General features: G+C 36.2%; 17 protein-coding genes, 1 pseudogene and 1 riboswitch. Of the genes and pseudogenes, 6 read left to right on the top strand and 12 right to left on the bottom strand.

The window, feature by feature from the left end; translation table 11 throughout:
* The first annotated feature begins 19 nt into the window (after positions 1 to 19).
* A complete protein-coding gene (gene msrA / locus NST46_RS11410) occupies positions 20 to 541 on the top strand; it encodes a peptide-methionine (S)-S-oxide reductase MsrA (protein WP_118890105.1) in 522 nt (173 codons plus the stop codon).
* A 39-nt stretch (positions 542 to 580) separates the two neighbouring features.
* Here the strand turns inward: msrA and NST46_RS11405 are convergent, their stop codons facing one another.
* Positions 581 to 1,294 carry a gamma-glutamyl-gamma-aminobutyrate hydrolase family protein gene (locus NST46_RS11405; RefSeq protein ID WP_341137217.1) on the bottom strand — a complete coding sequence of 238 codons (714 nt, stop codon included), beginning with the start codon at positions 1,292 to 1,294 and terminating at the stop codon, positions 581 to 583.
* 172 nt (positions 1,295 to 1,466) lie between these two features.
* Between NST46_RS11405 and NST46_RS11400 the strand changes: the two genes are divergently transcribed.
* Positions 1,467 to 2,639 (top strand): MFS transporter, encoded by a 1,173-nt coding sequence (locus NST46_RS11400; protein WP_118890103.1) that lies wholly within the window; start codon positions 1,467 to 1,469, stop codon positions 2,637 to 2,639.
* A gap of 235 nt (positions 2,640 to 2,874) precedes the next feature.
* On the opposite strand, the gene NST46_RS11395 is transcribed toward NST46_RS11400, so the two are convergent.
* The 3 genes from NST46_RS11395 to NST46_RS11385 form a co-directional block, all read right to left on the bottom strand.
* Complete coding sequence (locus NST46_RS11395; RefSeq protein ID WP_095312545.1) at positions 2,875 to 3,399, bottom strand: GNAT family N-acetyltransferase; 525 nt, start codon at positions 3,397 to 3,399, stop codon at positions 2,875 to 2,877.
* A gap of 107 nt (positions 3,400 to 3,506) precedes the next feature.
* Positions 3,507 to 3,992 (bottom strand): GyrI-like domain-containing protein, encoded by a 486-nt coding sequence (locus NST46_RS11390; RefSeq protein ID WP_118890102.1) that lies wholly within the window; start codon positions 3,990 to 3,992, stop codon positions 3,507 to 3,509.
* A gap of 389 nt (positions 3,993 to 4,381) precedes the next feature.
* Complete coding sequence (locus NST46_RS11385; RefSeq protein ID WP_095312539.1) at positions 4,382 to 5,686, bottom strand: NCS2 family permease; 1,305 nt, start codon at positions 5,684 to 5,686, stop codon at positions 4,382 to 4,384.
* Between the two features lie 198 nt (positions 5,687 to 5,884).
* Positions 5,885 to 5,985, bottom strand: a riboswitch (purine riboswitch).
* Positions 5,986 to 6,233: 248 nt separating this feature from the next.
* Here NST46_RS11385 and NST46_RS11380 point away from each other — a divergent pair.
* The gene (locus NST46_RS11380) at positions 6,234 to 7,478 is read left to right on the top strand and encodes a TraB/GumN family protein (RefSeq protein WP_303447782.1); all 1,245 of its coding nucleotides are present in this window, start codon (positions 6,234 to 6,236) and stop codon (positions 7,476 to 7,478) included.
* Between the two features lie 207 nt (positions 7,479 to 7,685).
* Here NST46_RS11380 and NST46_RS11375 read toward each other — a convergent pair whose 3' ends face one another.
* The 7 genes from NST46_RS11375 to NST46_RS11345 form a co-directional block, all read right to left on the bottom strand.
* Positions 7,686 to 8,138: a GNAT family N-acetyltransferase gene (locus tag NST46_RS11375; protein WP_341137216.1), complete on the bottom strand. Its 453-nt coding sequence runs from the start codon at positions 8,136 to 8,138 to the stop codon at positions 7,686 to 7,688.
* A 246-nt stretch (positions 8,139 to 8,384) separates the two neighbouring features.
* Positions 8,385 to 9,188, bottom strand: coding sequence for a CPBP family intramembrane glutamic endopeptidase (locus NST46_RS11370; protein ID WP_341137215.1), 804 nt, complete (start codon positions 9,186 to 9,188; stop codon positions 8,385 to 8,387).
* A 187-nt stretch (positions 9,189 to 9,375) separates the two neighbouring features.
* Entirely contained in the window at positions 9,376 to 10,287 is a 912-nt protein-coding gene (locus NST46_RS11365) for a glycine betaine ABC transporter substrate-binding protein (RefSeq protein WP_303447785.1), read from the bottom strand.
* A 502-nt stretch (positions 10,288 to 10,789) separates the two neighbouring features.
* On the bottom strand, positions 10,790 to 11,608 hold the full coding sequence (locus NST46_RS11360; protein ID WP_095312528.1) for an SPL family radical SAM protein: 819 nt from the start codon (positions 11,606 to 11,608) through the stop codon (positions 10,790 to 10,792).
* 46 nt (positions 11,609 to 11,654) lie between these two features.
* A complete protein-coding gene (locus NST46_RS11355; protein ID WP_341137330.1) occupies positions 11,655 to 11,759 on the bottom strand; it encodes a hypothetical protein in 105 nt (34 codons plus the stop codon).
* 67 nt (positions 11,760 to 11,826) lie between these two features.
* Entirely contained in the window at positions 11,827 to 12,366 is a 540-nt protein-coding gene (locus tag NST46_RS11350; protein WP_341137214.1) for a methylated-DNA--[protein]-cysteine S-methyltransferase, read from the bottom strand.
* Between the two features lie 3 nt (positions 12,367 to 12,369).
* Positions 12,370 to 12,936, bottom strand: a complete 567-nt coding sequence (locus tag NST46_RS11345; RefSeq protein WP_445321736.1) for a bifunctional transcriptional activator/DNA repair enzyme AdaA — start codon at positions 12,934 to 12,936, stop codon at positions 12,370 to 12,372.
* 147 nt (positions 12,937 to 13,083) lie between these two features.
* Between NST46_RS11345 and NST46_RS11340 the strand changes: the two genes are divergently transcribed.
* The 3 genes from NST46_RS11340 to NST46_RS11330 all read left to right on the top strand — a co-directional run bounded on the left by NST46_RS11340 (position 13,084) and on the right by NST46_RS11330 (position 16,470).
* Positions 13,084 to 13,995, top strand: a complete 912-nt coding sequence (locus tag NST46_RS11340; RefSeq protein ID WP_341137212.1) for a DNA-3-methyladenine glycosylase family protein — start codon at positions 13,084 to 13,086, stop codon at positions 13,993 to 13,995.
* 438 nt (positions 13,996 to 14,433) lie between these two features.
* Positions 14,434 to 15,609, top strand: coding sequence for a CAP domain-containing protein (locus NST46_RS11335; protein WP_341137211.1), 1,176 nt, complete (start codon positions 14,434 to 14,436; stop codon positions 15,607 to 15,609).
* 465 nt (positions 15,610 to 16,074) lie between these two features.
* Positions 16,075 to 16,470, top strand: coding sequence for an SRPBCC family protein (locus NST46_RS11330; RefSeq protein ID WP_251659560.1), 396 nt, complete (start codon positions 16,075 to 16,077; stop codon positions 16,468 to 16,470).
* Positions 16,471 to 16,767: 297 nt separating this feature from the next.
* Here NST46_RS11330 and NST46_RS11325 read toward each other — a convergent pair.
* Positions 16,768 to 17,023, bottom strand: a pseudogene (locus NST46_RS11325) (GNAT family N-acetyltransferase); the annotation flags it as partial.
* Between the last annotated feature and the right edge of the window lie 123 nt (positions 17,024 to 17,146).

Raw genomic sequence — 17,146 nt, 5'->3', positions numbered from 1 at the left:
ATACAGGGAGGAATCATGAATGACAATTAAAAAGGCGACATTTGCAGGGGGCTGCTTTTGGTGTATGGTAAAGCCATTTGATCAATGGGATGGCGTACATAGTGTTATTTCCGGATATATTGGTGGACATGTGAAAAACCCGACATATGAACAAGTAAAAACTGGTACAACGGGACATTATGAAGCAGTTGAAATCACCTATGATCCAGATATAATTTCCTACGAGACAATCATTGATTTATTTTGGAAACAAATTGATCCTACAGATGCTGGGGGACAGTTTGATGATCGTGGAGACCAATATCGTACTGCAATCTTTTATCACGATGAAAACCAGAAAGAATTAGCGGAGACTGCTAAGCAGGAATTAGCTGCAAGTGGCAAATTCTCAAAACCGATTGTTACAGAGACTCTTCCAGCTACCACCTTTTATCATGCAGAAGATTACCATCAGGATTTTTACAAAACGCATAAAGCGGAATATGAAGAAGACCGTGCGAAATCTGGAAGAGATGAGTTTATTGATAGCGTTTGGAAATAATTGCGAGGAGGGAGCTGTCTTTAAAAGACAGCTCTCCTTCTATTTAGAAATACTTGCCTTCATAAAGCCAGCGTAAATTTTAAGCGATGCTTCATCATTTACTTCCGTCATCCCCTCCGGATGCCATTGCAAGCCAAGTACAAAAGGATGGGTTTTACTCTCAATTGCCTCAATCACACCATCACTTGCAGCCCCACTAATCTGAAACTCTTTCGGAACCTTACGATTAGCCTGGTGGTGATAGCTATTCACACGTAATTTATCTTCACCTGTCAGCTTGTGTAATAGCGAGTCTTTCTTGACATAAACAAAATGGGAACCATAATCAAAAGGCGCTTTTTGCGAATGCTGGAGCAATTGCTTATCGATTTGCGAATAAATATCTTGATACATATCTCCACCAGCAGCTATGTTTAAAATCTGACTTCCCCTACAAACACCAAGAATTGGTTTTTTCATTTCTAGCATTTTTTGAATAAGAATAAGTTCCGATTGATCGCGTTCCGGTATAATCAAACCAAGCTTAGGGTGCGGTTCTTCTCCAAATAGAATCGGGTCGATATCTCCCCCACCTGTGGCATAAAGACCATCCAACCGGTTAACAATTTCTGCAACATCCTCCCCTTCTATGATGTATGGTAGAATGACAGGGATACCTCCTGCATCGATAATTGCTTTCACATTTCGTTTAGCTGTACTGTAGTAAGCCCGGTCCGTTTCCATGGACGCTGTTACTCCAATAATTGGTTTCATTACAACTCCTCCTAATTGGTCTGTGCAACCAATACATTCTGATTAATCTGTTATTTGTTTTTTTCTTAACAATTCTATTTAACACTAAAAAATCATGGTATAGTAGTCTAACACATTCATTTATATGCTTACTATTTAATCGTAGACTTTATATAAGGAGGGCCCAAGACGTTTGTCCATACAAAAATCACTTATACCTTTAAAAACATTATTTGTAAGCTTTCATGCCTCCAACACCATTCTGATTAGTTTTTTGCCACTTTATTTACATTATCGTGGGTTAAACGGAACTGAAATTGGCTGGGTGCTCGCAGTTGAATCTTGTGCATCCCTTCTTGCACAGCCAATTTGGGGATATTTAAGCGATAAATTCAAAACAGTACGAAAAATATTGTTCATTTGTGTGATTGGTCTCCTAATTGGAAGCTCTATCTTCTTTCAGATGGATACATTATCGACTATCTTAATTACAGGCGCAGCGTTTTACTTCTTCGCGACACCAATTGGAGCGCTAAGTGACAGCCTTGCCCAAAGACGAGCAGATGAATTAAATATTTCCTTTGGTTCAATTCGGATGTGGGGTTCTGTTGGCTTTGCAATTTCAGCATTAATTGTTGGTAGAATTCTTGACCAATTCGGTGTTCAATATATGATTTGGCCGTATTTATTTTTCGGACTCGTTATTTTATTTGTCCTCATTCCAATGAAAGATGTGAAAGTGGAATCAGAGCCTGTAAAGTTGAAAGATGTTCGCAAAATTTTTACAAATAAACCTTTCCTTCTCTTTCTGGTTGTCATTGTCTTTATTACCATAACCCACCGCATGAATGATTATTATATAGCACTCTATATTGCAGAACTTGGCGGAAGCGAATCGTTAGTTGGACTTGCTTGGTTCATGGGAGTTATTTCAGAAGCTGCAGTATTTGCACTTGCAGGCTTTTGGTTCAAAAAGTACCGAACATTAATCTTTATCATAGCTGCAGCAATCCTTTATACGATTCGTTGGTTCTTATACGCATATGTTGATGACCCGATGCATGTTATCGCACTTCAATTCATGCATGGATTAACGTTTGGTGTATTTTACACAGCTGCCTTTGAATATGTGACACGATTAATTCCAAGTTTACTACAATCAACTGGTCATCTCATTTTCTTCTCTGTGTACTTTGGTCTTTCCGGGATTATCGGCTCATTAGCAGGTGGTCCAATTATCGAATTATTTGGTGGAAGCATGATGTATCTAGTTATGGGGTCTCTCGCAGCAATCGGAACGGTCTCGCTTATTCTTTATCACTTGCTGCCATTCGGAAAAGAGGGTGCGGTTCGGGAAGTGGAATAATGTATTAGGAGCTTCTATTTTGTTAGTAGTAGGTTTAAAATAAAGGTCGATCAAAATACTAGTATTACGAATCCATTTTGAAAAAAGACTGATCAAAATGGATTCTTTTCTTTGTGAGGGATTGTTCAATTTTTATAAAAAAGCTTGACCACTTTCTTATGTGATTTTCGACAACCCCACTCTATTTACCTAAGTTCGGTTAAACTGATATTAGCAGGTATTCTTGATTTTAGCTTTAATTTAAATCTGAAAGCAACATTCCATATACAATGCTATCTGTCCATTCCCCTTTATTCCAAAAATCCTGAATGAAATGAGCTTCTTTCCTCATACCAATACGCTCGCATAATTTTTGTGATGCTTCATTTCTTGCATCAAGGTTAGCTTGTATACGATGCACATCAAATTCATCAAATAGCTTCTTGACTAAACTGCCCACGGCTTCTGTTGCATAACCCATTCCTGAAGATTCATTAGAAAAACTATAACCAATTTCAACAGTATCTTTCATATCTGTATACCATACAGATAAATCTCCAATTACTTTAGAACGATTTACTACCGCCACACTTAACATTGATTCTTTAGTAAGTGCACTATTTTCTAGCTTTTTATTAAACTCTTCTTCCATATTTTCATGTGTCCATTTATCATGCAGGAGATATTTACATGTATCATCGTTTTTGTAAATGTTAAATACATTATGTAAGTCATTACTTTTAAACGGTCGAATTGTTAATCTTTCAGTGTTAAACTTCAAAGAAACTCCTCCTTTGAATGTCAAATGATTTGTTACTAAGCTACCTTATTAATCCATTAAATGGCCTGCAAAGCGCTTGTTCCGCAAAAGCACCTCATTTAGATTGTCTATAGCTTTTCTATAGGTATTAAGATTTCAAAATGTGGATCCCTTGTATCTACATCAATTGGGTATTTTTCATGCTTTATCGGCAAGTCATCATAGTAATCAACACCTTGCTCTTTAAAAACTATGTATTCATTTTCATTTAGCCATTCCATGATTTTTCCATAAGTTTCTTCAATACTTCCACCATCATGTTTTGTGGCCAAGTAGGTCATTTCTGGCACATGAATTTCAACCATATCTTCTGGAAGTTGTTGTTCCTCCCGTACTTCATAGGCAGAATAATAAACGAAACCATCTGATCGAATATGATAAGAAAAGCCCAATCTTGTATCTTTATTTACAGCATATTCAAGCTCATCCACTCTGTTAATTCCACTTTGAATCACATCTTTAATCTTTTTCATTTCAGTAAATGCAACGTCGCATTTAATTCCCATAGCACGATAGGCAGGAAGCTTTTTAATTTCGTAATGAAAGTTTTTCATTAGATACCCTCCCTCCAAAAATAAAAATCCTTCATAACGTTATTCCGCATAATGGCCTGATTGCGGAATATGGTTTTCCGTAAAAAACCCTTTGGATTCATCTTATCCAAAGGGGGAAAACGGTGCAACCTTTTGAATAAATGGTCGAACTTCTTACAAACGATTTAACTTTATTTCAAATCTGCAACAGTAGTCCTTTTTTATGTTTATTTCGTGGTAATAATCCAACGTATTACATATTGATTCAACTTTTTGATGTGAGTAAGTATTCGTGAAAAACTATTTGTGAACATCAGCTTTTTCATTTAAAACATCAGCCATTTCATTGTGACCATCAGTAATTGGATAGATACATAAAAAAAGCCAAGAGAAAAGAAACATTCTCTTGGCTAACTTAAGAAAACAAAATATAGAACAAAGACAACAAATAATCCGTACATGATTGGATGTATTTCTTTCGCCCGCCCTTTTACAATCATTGTGATTGGATAGAAAATAAATCCAATTGCAATTCCTGTTGCAATACTATAGGTTAACGGCATCATGAGTACTGTTAAAAAAGCAGGTACTGCGATCTCAAATTGTTCCCATTCAATATGTTTCAGCGCACTCGCCATCATCACACCGACGATAATTAATGCAGGAGCTGTCACTTCTGCTGTTACAACACTTAATAATGGTGAGAAGAACAAAGCCAATAAGAAGAATCCAGCTGTAACAACCGAGGTGAATCCAGAGCGTCCACCAACAGCAACACCAGACGTTGATTCGACATAAGAAGTTGTTGTAGATGTACCAACAACTGCTCCAACTACAGTTGCAGTCGAATCTGCAAACAATGCTCTTCCTGCACGAGGCAGTTTATTATCTTTCACTAAACCAGCTTGCCTTGCGACTGCTAACAGTGTCCCTGCAGTATCAAAGAAATCAACAAATAAGAACGTTAGAATAACAACGAGCATTTCTAATGTAAAAATTTCACCAAAATGCAAAAACGCTTGACCAAATGTTGGCTCTAGACTTGGAACAGAACTTACAATACTGCCAATTCCGGAAGGTGCAGCGATTAACCCGAAGATCATTCCCACAATTGCCGTTAGAATCATCCCGTAGAAAATCCCAGCCTTTAGACCGAGCGTTAGAAGTATGACAGATACGACAACCCCAAAGATAGCTAATAAAACAGTTGGTGAAGTTAAGTCACCAAGTGCAACTAAAGTGGCTTCATCACTAACAATAATTCCTGAGTTAATAAGCCCAACTAAAGCAATGAATAACCCAATCCCTGCTCCAACTGCTAATTTCATATTTGCAGGAATAGCATTTATAATCAGTTCACGTAAACCTGTTAATGTAAAAATAATAAAGATAATTCCTGATGCTAGAACTCCTGCTAATGCCGTTTGCCAAGGAATACCATAGCCTAATACAACCGTGTATGCAAAAAAGGCGTTTAATCCCATTCCAGGCGCCAATGCAATTGGATACTTCGCAATCACTCCCATAAATAACGAACCAACAGCTGCAGCTATGGCAGTTGCTGCAAAGACAGCCTGTTCATCCATTCCCGCTTCAGCAAGTATTGATGGGTTAACAAAAAGAATATATGCCATCGCTAAAAACGTGGTTAAACCAGCCATAAACTCCGTTCTGTAATTCGTCCGCAGTTCATCAAACTGAAAATACTTTTTCATTCATTGTCCTCCTCAGCTTTTTCGGAAATTAGCAAACTTGGCATTCGCTATGCTTTTAAGCGGATGCCTTAGTAGCACTCATGCAAATTTAAAAGTTTTATACTTTTATGCTTGCCAAAATGCCCTTGATCATTTGACCAAGAGCACTACCCATTAACTATGCAAGAAGGGGTAATACAAGAGATTACATCAATCCCTTGATTACTTTCATCTTTGCGTAGTCAGACCATTTACGGTAGTCTGGTAGAAACTCTGGGCCCTATCCCCGAAATTATACGCTTTTCTTTTAATTCACATCAATAGATTACTAACTCAGTAACGATTTGTCAACAAAATGCGTACATTATTTATGTAAAAATATATTAACGTTCGTTAAATTTTAATCTGATTTATAAAACTAATCATAACCAGAGTTTTTTCATATTATTTTCCTAATCATACCAATTATCATTTATAATCGAGACAGGGATAATATTAGTACAAAACTTCACCATCACTTATTTTCATCCCAATGATAAAAACACAACATACAAGAGGAGCTGTTCTTATGAAACGCCTATTTGCCAACTTACTGATTGTGACGCTTGCACTTGTTATCACGGCATGTCAATCAGAAGAAGCTGTTTCTTTTTCCGATGAACAATTAGAGGAAGGATTACGTGCGGAAGTTGAAAAAACAGACGGAGAGTTATACGAGTCAGATTTCGATGAATTAGTTGAGCTTGACCTTTCTGGTTTAGGTATTCAGGACCTTACTGGAATAGAGTTATTAGATGATTTGAAAGTATTATCATTAGAAGATAATGAAATTAATGATTTCTCTCTTTTAAAGGATTTAGAAAGTCTCGAAGAAGTTAATGTAAGGAGTAATCCAATTGATGAGGAGCAACAAGCACTATTAGATGAATTAACCGAACAAGACGTTGTCGTTCACTTCACGGAAGAAACAGAGGTCGTCGGAAGTCCGGATGGTCCGGGTGGCTTTTTGTGGAAAGTAGAAAATGGTGATACAACCGTTTATCTGCAAGGAACCATTCATGCTGGAACAGAAGACTTCTATCCATTAAACGAAAAAATTGAAGATGCATATCGAGAAGCTGATGTCGTTGTGCCTGAAATTGATATAACCGATTTAAATGTAATGGAGGTACAGCAATTAACAATGGATATTGGCGCCTATCAAGACGGGACCACAATAGAAGATCATATTCCAGAAGATGTGTATTCTGATTTATCTGCGACACTAGATGAACTTGGATTGCCATTACAGATGGTTGAAGGCTTTAAGCCATGGTTCCTATCCTCCACCATTCAACAGCTCATGACGGAACAACTTGGTTTTATGAATGGGGTCGATCAATACTTTTTAGACAGAGCCGCTCAAGATGACAAAGAAATTATTGCCCTCGAAACAGTTGAGGAACAGCTGAGCATTTTTGCTGATACATCGGATGACTATCAAATTCAAATGCTAGAGGAATCATTAGTTGATATCGATGATTATGAGGAAGATATGCTAGAGCTATTCAACCTCTATAAAGAAGGGGATGTCGATGAACTATTAACTGCTTTAACCGAGGAAGAGGCAGAGCCAACAGCTGAAGAACAAGCATTTATGGAAGCATTGAATGATGAACGTAACTATGGAATGGCCGATACAATTACGGAGTTTCTTGAGGAAGATAATGGCGATACATACTTTGTTATTGTCGGTAGCTTGCACTTAATTATGGAGCCTCATGTAGTTTCGATTTTGGAAGAAGAGGGGTATGAGGTGGAGCATGTTTATTGATAATATGGCTCACGAGATACTAGTGAAGTAGTTTGTGTAACTCAATAGAAGTGTACAACAAAGCTGTCTCTTGAAAATGAGACAGCTTTGTTCTCTTTCACTACTCCGGCAATGTAATTATAGTTTACTTTTCGTTTCTTCTCATCTATATTGGTTATGAAATTCTATAAATCAAATCATGCCGTTTGTTCTACGAAAAGGTGTCTTTTAATTTTTCAGAGCAAAAACCACTTCTCCTTCATTTATCTCTCCTGTTTCTTTGAATCCAAATGAAGTATATAGCTGTTTGGCAATGATATTTTCAGGTTCAAAGCTAATATAAATGTCAGACTCAGGATATTGTTGATTAAGTTTCTTTAAGACTATATGAAAGCTCTTTTTTCCAAGTCCTTTTCCTTGATGTTTTACATCAATCATAAATCTAGGAATCCACAAAAGACCATCATCCTCATCTATACCATACATCACAAAACCAACTACCTCATCGTCATGATAGATAGCTTCTGTTATATAGGAAGGGTAGAAACTAGCTTGGGCAATCGAAAAGGCGTTTGAAGCAACAAAATCCTCGAACACAGTAGGTTTATTATCTGGATTTGTTGTTAATTTAGATACCTCTATTAAGTTATCCTTTGTAACAGGTCTTAGTTCAATGGTCATTTACATTTCTCCCCTATCTTTATCAAGCAATTAAAAGTTGCTGTAATCTCCTGAATTTACCTAGACTTGTAATTTAACTTAACATCATTTGTAAAATAAAACTAATATTTCGATAACTTACTTATTCAATATAGCACAATAACCACTGCTTTTTCTTTTTAAAAGTGGATTTGTTTAAATTATCTCCTGCCGTAAAGTTTTATCCATTTTCCAATCTGTACACGGTTCATTCATAACAAGTTGAATTTACATATATTTTTTGTATAGAATTCCCTTTGGGTTTACAACAATTAATATAACTGCGACAACAAAATAGGAAATCATCACATACACCAAAATGTCTAATAAGTCTCCTTTAGTCAGCACCAGAGAAAAATTAAATATTTGGTGCGTAATAATTGGTATCACAAGGTTCTTATTTAGATTGTAGAACAGCGTCACAATAATAGAAAAAGAAATAATACCAATCATAAAAAGTACAATGTACTTGAATAAATCTACTCCGGTATACCCTGAAGCGAACCATAGTGGAGTATGCCAAAATCCCCATAAAACACCTACAATGAGTGCTGATTTCAAGGGAGAGTATTTCTTTTGAAGTTCATTTAATGCATATCCTCTCCAACCTAATTCTTCGCCTAAAGGACCCCTTATTAAAGTATCTATAAATGCAAGAAACAATAGTCCAATTCCTGTAAATGATAATGCTACGTTTTGATTATTGTTTATAATGGAGGGAAGAAATATAGTTACCGCAAGGACTATAACTTGAATAATCACTATAGTGCTAAGAACTGAAAGCTTAAGTTTTGAAGCAAATTGCTCTTTTACAAATTCCTTTAACTTAAACCCCGGATAAATCTTTTTAAATAAAACAACGAATGCAAATGTTGATGACCACGCAGAGATGATTTGCAATATGTTTGTTATGCTCTCAGGTGCACCTAATACAATACTTATACCGATTACCGTAAAAAACACAAAAAATATGACATAACTTGTGATAACAAAACTTATCAATGGGCTTTTTAATGCTTTTTTCTCTTTCATAATAATGCACACCTTTTATAATATGTCGTCAATATAGATTATATTGTTATTTAAACTCAAATTCTTCAGACTAAGGGCTGAAATCCGATGGAACAAAAGGTGTATCATTGTTAACTGTCACCATAAACAACTAAAAAGAGAAACGACAACTAAAAAGTCGTTTCTCCTATAATTATTATTAAGGCTTTTATTTAGAATTAAGATCTTCAATCGAATCAATATCCATATACTCTGGAACAACAAGGCCAATTTTAGCACCAGTTAAGTTAGGACCCAAATCAACAATGTTATCTTGATTTGCCTCATAAAAATCTTTATGTGTTATCGGTAACCAAGCTCCTAAAGTGGCATCCGCATCTCCTGTTGCAATCGATTCAAACATAATAGCTACATCTAACTCGGTTACAGTTACGCTAAATCCTTTTTGCTCCATTACTTCTTTTAATACACCTGAAGATGCACGTTCTGAATCCCATGGTGTTGAGGCAAGTTCGATTTCTACTCCATCAACATCTTCTACGCCCTCTACCCATTCGGCTACTCTATCTTCATTATCCTCAACCCACTGAACTGCTACTTCTTCTACTGCTTTGCCAGTTTGTTCAGACTCATACATGATTTCTTCCATATCCTCTACATTCCACTCGAATTGATCAATTAGCTTGTAAGCCTCTGGTTTTTCCTCTTCCAGCCCAATTCTTGCCAATGAATTAAGGGTTTCTTCCCCACCATAAATACCTTGAGGATCCTCCAAATACTTCATATCTGGATACTCTGCAAACATCCAGTGCGGATTCCATCCAGTAATTACGATCGGTTCCTCATTCTCAATTGCACCTCTAAGTTCAGTCATCATCGCTCCAGTAGAAGATAATTCTACGTTCCAGCCCTGCAAACTATCGTATTCTTCGATCGCCTTCTCCGTTGTAACAGAGATCCCTGCTCCTGGTTCAATCCCTGTAATGGTATAATCCACTTCTTCACTATAGTCAGCTTCACCATTACTGTCAGCTGCATTTCCATCTGAATTGCCACAAGCTGCAAGCATAAATATAGCCAAAATTCCAAAAATTATTCCTAGATGCTTTACTTTTTTCAATGTTTACTCCTCCTGTAGACTATTCTTCAAATCTCCTTATCAAAAAGCTATTAATCTTTAGCTTTTCATACGTTTATATATTTAGTTTCCTAAAAATGGGCAAAAACTTTTCAAGCATTAAGGAGAGATAAATTTAAGTACAATTAAACATGTTACAGTTCTTTCATAACATTTTCAAACTGCAAATTAAAGCAAATACATGAATAAGATCGGATATAGAACATCATACCGGAAAAATTATTGAAAAATCTTATATTTAATCTTTTTTCCTTTATGATAAGGTAGGAAGTTAGCTTTTTACACGATTGGATAATTTACAACTCAATTAAAGTGATGAAGCGATTGCTACCTGTATACTCGCTTCTGTAATAAGGTATCGAAATACTTGATTTCAGAGAGATTGGGTCATCAGGATTTGTCTTGTCCTGAATGACCCACTTTTCGATTGAGTAACTATAATTGTTCTTTTAACGTACCACTTTACTTCTTACTCAACCTATAATCAAGGTTCGAAACCTTGTTGACTTAAATAAATCTGGTTTTCAGAGAAAGCATTTTTAAGCCTGTCGTAAACAATCTGATATGCAGATGGATGATACCATTCCGCCAAACCTAAAGACTCATATAAATTATAAATCCCCATTCTCTTTGTCCTTTTTCCACCACTACCGTCTCCCATAAAATAATCATCCACACAAACACGATCAACCAGTTCTGCTAATTGATGCGGAAATGCTTCACTGCTCGGAAGTACAGGTGCAATCGCGGCCTGTGTCGGTATGCCGGCATCTTTCAATAATCGAAGCGCCTTTAGGCGGGCTGCAATCGGTGGTGCACCTGGTGTAAAATGTTTTCGTATAGACTCAAGATCTGTTTCAATAGTCATACTCACCCGGACCTTATCGCCCATGCGTGTTAATAAATCAATGTCCCTACTGACAAGTGGGCTGCGTGTTTGGACGAGTAAAAAATCTGGGTGGAAGTCGACCAAGGTTTCAAGCAATGAACGTGTCACCTTTTCTTTATATTCGACGGGCTGATAAGGATCTGTGCTTGAAGACATAAAAATCGTCACTTTTCCTTTAGTTTTTGCCTTTTGAAGCTCTTTATATAACAGATTAGCAGTTTCCATTTTAACATCTACCCATGTTCCCCATTCTTCTTTGCGAAACAATGATACTGGCATTTGCCTTACATAACAATAGGAACAGCCAAATGCACAGCCAGTATATGGATTCAATGAGTGGCTATATCCCGAGAGATAGCCCGTTCCTTTATTAAGTATCGTCTTTGGATATTTATAAATTATTTGTCTCTTCAAACAAAATCTGCCCCTTTTCTTTACTTTGCATCGTGAAAAATAACGCCTAGTCCATATCTTGTTTCAGAAGTGAATGTACATACCCATACTGCATTTTTGACCGATAGTACCCATTTGTCCCTTTTACCGGGCGATAATTTGTCGTAAAAATAAGTCCCTCTCCTGCTTCAATTGTATGTACCCTACCCGTTCAGGAAACAATGCGGTCATGAATACGTTTAATCATTTGTTTCACAACCGTATTTATGTTTTTCTATTTCCAGTAATTGTTGCTTCATATCTAATCCATCCCTGTAACCAGCCAACTTTCCGCTTTTAGCGATGACACGGTGACAAGGAACCATAATTAGGACAGGGTTCGCGCCAATTGCAGTTCCCACAGCGCGAACCGCGTTTGGCTTTTGCAGTTTTTCCGCAATATCCGTATATGAAACCGTCTGTCCATATGGAACCTCTTGCAATATCTCCCAGACAGCTTGCTGAAATACTGTCCCATGAAGATTCACGGGTAACGTGAATACGTTACGTCGTCCTTCCAAATAATCAATTAGTTCTGTTGCATATGGTTTCAATTTATGCTCATCTTCCAAAAGTACAGAAGAGGGCAGTTGTTTTTTCACCCATGCCGCAAGTTCTTCAAATGGTGTATGCTGTGAACCAACATAGCAAAGCCCCTCTGAAGTTGCTGCAATATACATCTCCCAATGTCCGTGATTGAGTAGCATCCAATATACGATATTACCATTGGTCTTCTCCATTTCTTACACCTCCATCCTTGTTTTCTGATACTGTTTAGGGGTTTGACCTGTTTTCTTTTTAAATAACGTTATGAAATAGGGCGTATTTGGAAATCCTGCAGCAAAACCAACCTCTGCAACTGATTTATCGGTCGTTTCGAGCTCTCTCATTGCATGTGACATTCGTACTTGCTGAATATATTCGGCAGGTGTCAAACCTGTAATCCTCTTAAACGTACGTTGTAAATGATAAGGGCTTCCATGACACACGTCTGCTAATATCTCTAATGTTATGGCTTCATGATAATTTCCTTCGATATACTCTTTCATTTGGATTACCCATTCTTCATCCGGCAAGCGTATGCCACCTGGTTTGCACCGTTTACAAGGCCGAAATCCCGCTGACATTGCTTCATCCGCATTATTGAAAATAAGGACGTTTTCTTTTTTGGGATCTCTCGAATTACAAGAAGGTCGGCAACAAATCCCTGTTGACTTAACTGCGTAAATAAAAATATTATCATAGGATTTGTCATTATTCATAATCGCTTGCCATCGTTCATTAGTCAGTTGCATCGCTTGATTATCTATCATGGAATCACCTCTTTCTACTTCACATTATACTCGGCTGCTTTTTGTTATAAAAGGATATCACAATGTATGAGCAAGAAAACAAAATTTTTATTTGTAAAAATATGATACAACTAGTTATATGGGAAATAGGAAGGAGCATTCTGAATGATCGTTAATCAAAGTGATAATTTTGTTATAAAGGCTCCAACAGAATTCAGCTTTAATGAAAATATGCGTTATATCGGGCGGTCTCCAAATGAGTGTATGTTTGAAATCCAAGATAATAAGATTATAAGGTTGATTCCTGCCTTAGATGAAACTCTTTTGGTCGAAATCAGTGAAAACTCGGATGGAAATCTTCTGGTTCGCTTTTTAGAAAAAACTTATCCGATAAGTAAAAAAATACGTGAAGAAGTGCAATTGTATATAAGAGATTGGTTTGATTTGGATACTGACTTAAAGCCTTTTTATGAAATGGCTAAAAATGATTTGCTGCTTCAAAAGTCTATTGTTGAATTTTATGGATTACGCAACATAGGAATCCCAGATTTATTTGAAGCAATAGCTTGGGGGATTCTTGGACAGCAAATTAATTTGACATACGCGTATACGTTAAAAAGGCGACTTGTAGAAACATTTGGAAGCCAGGTTGAATGGAAGGGTCATCAATATTGGATTTTTCCTAAAGCGAAAGACATTGCTAAGCTTACAGTTGAAGATCTAGCACCATTAAAAATGACGGTAAAAAAATGTGAATACCTTATCGGGGTAGCTAAGCTTATCGCAGTAGGAAGTCTGTCTAAATCACTTATAATGGGTACTGGTGACTTTAAAGAAGCAGAAAAAATGCTCGTCAATATTCGTGGTATCGGTCCATGGACTGCAAACTATGTGTTAATGCGTTGTCTCCGATTTCCGAACGCATTCCCGATTGCAGATGTAGGGCTGCATAATGCAATTAAACATGTAACAGGTGCAAAAGAGAAACCAACGAAAGAAGAAATAATGAAACTAGCTGCACCTTGGAAAGGGTGGGAATCCTACGCAACTTTTTATTTATGGCGACTCTTGTATTGAAAATTTACCACATAGGAGAACGCAATCTTTGTTTTAAACCTTTGCAGCTTAAATTACATGCAGAATTAAAAATTACCTACAAGAACATCACGTATTATCCATTGCAGCAAACAAATTTCAGACTAATTTTGCTATAAAATATAACCAAGGGAATAAATTGAAAATTATATTTTCAACATAATAGAATCTAGTATATCTAAATTTGGATATACTGGATTCTATATTTATTTCATCATTCATTCAGTTAAGTTTGAAATCTTATTTCCTCAGCATAACGCAAAATTCGATAAGTTTTTTATATGAGGTTGCCCTAGAGTTAACTTTATGTTGTAAAATTAAAGATATTAAATACTAAGGAGGAATTGACTATAATAATAAAAATAAGATAGTATTTATAATTGTTTCCTGAACAGGATTGCTTCTTGATATAACGAAACAATGCCAAAGAAAAAGGTTGGGATAAATATTTTAAAGCGATTGTTTTTTATGCTGTTAATCATATTATTAGCTTTTTGGACAAAACCGTTTTGGGAGGATTCCATTCGTGGATATGTTCCTAAATCCGTTAGTGATGCTTTTCAATCTGTAAAGGAATTTACCACCCAAGCGATAGATAATGACATTGAATTTGGCTTCGATTTTGACAAAATAAAAGATGAAGCAACATCTTTTTACTCTTCTATTGTCGGTTCTGTACAAGTACATGAACCAGAACACGAACAAGTTGATAAACCTGAACTGACAACGCCAGATGAGCAATCCTTTTCTGTCGGAAATGTGGAGCTGGGTGATACAAAAAAATCGGTTGAAGAGATGTATGGAGAACCTATGCGTGAGAGTGAGAATGAGTATGGTGTAGATTGGTCCACCTACCATGAAAACTACCAAAATTTTATGATGGTAGCGTATGATGAACAAGAAGTTGTTCGTGGATTATTTACAAATCAAGACTTACTTTCTTCACAGTTTAATATTGTCTTAGGTGATACAAAAGCTACTGTGAACGAAACGTTAGGTGAACCAGAAGAATTGATTCGCAATGGCTGGTTTAATTATCAAGTAAACAGTGATGGGGAATACGATGTTTACCAAATAGATAGAAACTATGTAACGATATTTTACGATATTCATGAAGGTGATGAGGTTACAGCTATTCAAATAATTGATCAGGACTTAGAAGCTGCGAAAGATACCCTTTACACTCCTGGTAGTGACGCATTAAAAGAAGGATTTGAATATCAATTATTCGACTTAACCAATGCTACTCGTGTAAATCACGGCCTACCTGTACTAGAGTGGAACGAAGCTGTAAGAGAGACCGCAAGAAAACACAGTACCGATATGGCTGATAATCAATATTTCAGTCATACGAATTTACAAGGTCAGTCTCCTTTTGACCGAATGAGAGAAGATGAGATTGCTTTTACAAGTGCTGGAGAAAATCTAGCTTACGGGCAATTTAGCAGTGTTTTCGCTCACCAAGGCTTAATGAATTCACTAGGGCATCGTGAGAATATCGTACACAATGGCTTTACCGAATTAGGAATTGGTGTAGACTTTAATGAAGAAAATCAACCATTCTATACGGAGAAGTTTCTTAGTAATCAATGGTAATATTAATCCCTTAATTTCTATTTTAAACGCCTTTCAAATGGAAGGCGTTTTTTTCTTATTCCTATATTGATGATTTTTAAACGAACTAATCATATCTTTTAATACCAAAGTAAAAAGGAATTACTTGCACATCTAAATTTAAACATGCTTTCCAAAAATTTTATTATAATCGTTCCCTGAAAATCTTGCCAGGTAAAACTTATGCATAAATTTTATCCAGTGCCTATCCCATACGACAGTTATTACATTCTCTTTATATAAATAACAATAAGCGGGGGTTGATCCTAATCGCACAAAAAAGATTAATTCATTTTAGAAATCAGCTACAAGTATCAAAATTACAACTACTTAATGTATAATTTCTATTTTGGATTTTTTTAAAAGGGTTATCGAAAAATAGTCTGGAAAGAAATTAAGAGTACAATCCAGTATGTGTTAATATTAATGGCAAAGGAGGCTTATTAGATGAATAGTGATACTAGCTCCATATTAATTGATGCAGATCGAGAAAAAGTTTGGGATGCTATTACAAATGACGAGAAATTTTCAGTGTGGTACGCTCCGGGTTCTAAATGGTCAATTCCGAAACTGGAAGTGGGAGAAAAAGCGGCGTTCACTCTGATGCCAAGTAAACACAACAATCTTAAAGATGGCGAAAGCATTCCAATGAGCTTTGAAATTAAAGAAGTGATTCCGAATCAGGTATTCTCATTTTCCTCAAAGGAAGATGACATCTTTTTTTCCTATAAATTAAGCATTCAGTCAGGGAAAACCCAAGTAACTTTAAACATGGAGGGCTTTGATCATTCTCTGGAAAATTTAAAAGCGTTTGTTGAAGGAAAGGAACTTCCATATTCTTAACAGCTGGTCCATTTTTGTAACTTATTTTGGGTTCAGCCCTGAACGTCTGATTTTAAGTAAACAACTATTCTTTTGAAACTGCCGCATTTTCTAACGGAAGAATGCGGCTTTTCATTGTCATAAGCTGTAAGGTCAGACTTCACTGCCTTCTATAAAGAATGTCTATCAGAGACAATGGAATTATACGAGATATCAAAGGATTTATTGCTATCAAAAGAATTATATATTAGAGATCCATACCTACCTAACAGTGAGCAAATTAACTTTGTAGAAAAGCAAGGTTTTTTATGGGACATTTCAGGTAAAAAAAGACCCTATAGTTGAAGTACAATACTTCACAATATCATATCTAAAAAACAAAAGTTGCATTTCAACCCTTGTTCCTACTTCCCGTAAAATCCCCATACGAATTGAATCATAATAATTACCTTCGTAGTAGCGAACTTTCCTAATACAAGCTTCCATTTTCAACTAGTTTTTCCCCTACACGAATCATACGTTCATTTCCAGACCAAGTAGTTAAACCATCTCTAACAAGAGGTAAGATGTTAAAAATATGTTCAACTCAGAGCTCCAGGGTACGAATTCGAAACCTTGAAATCTTTTCCATCCTGCTTCTATGGTACCTGCCATTTCGATTTCAAAAAACCCTTACTTTGTTAAGCTTGTTTTCATT

Source organism: Oceanobacillus sp. FSL W7-1309, assembly GCF_038002145.1.
GTDB lineage: Bacteria > Bacillota > Bacilli > Bacillales > Amphibacillaceae > Oceanobacillus > Oceanobacillus profundus.
This window is presented reverse-complemented; position numbering and strand designations above follow the sequence as displayed.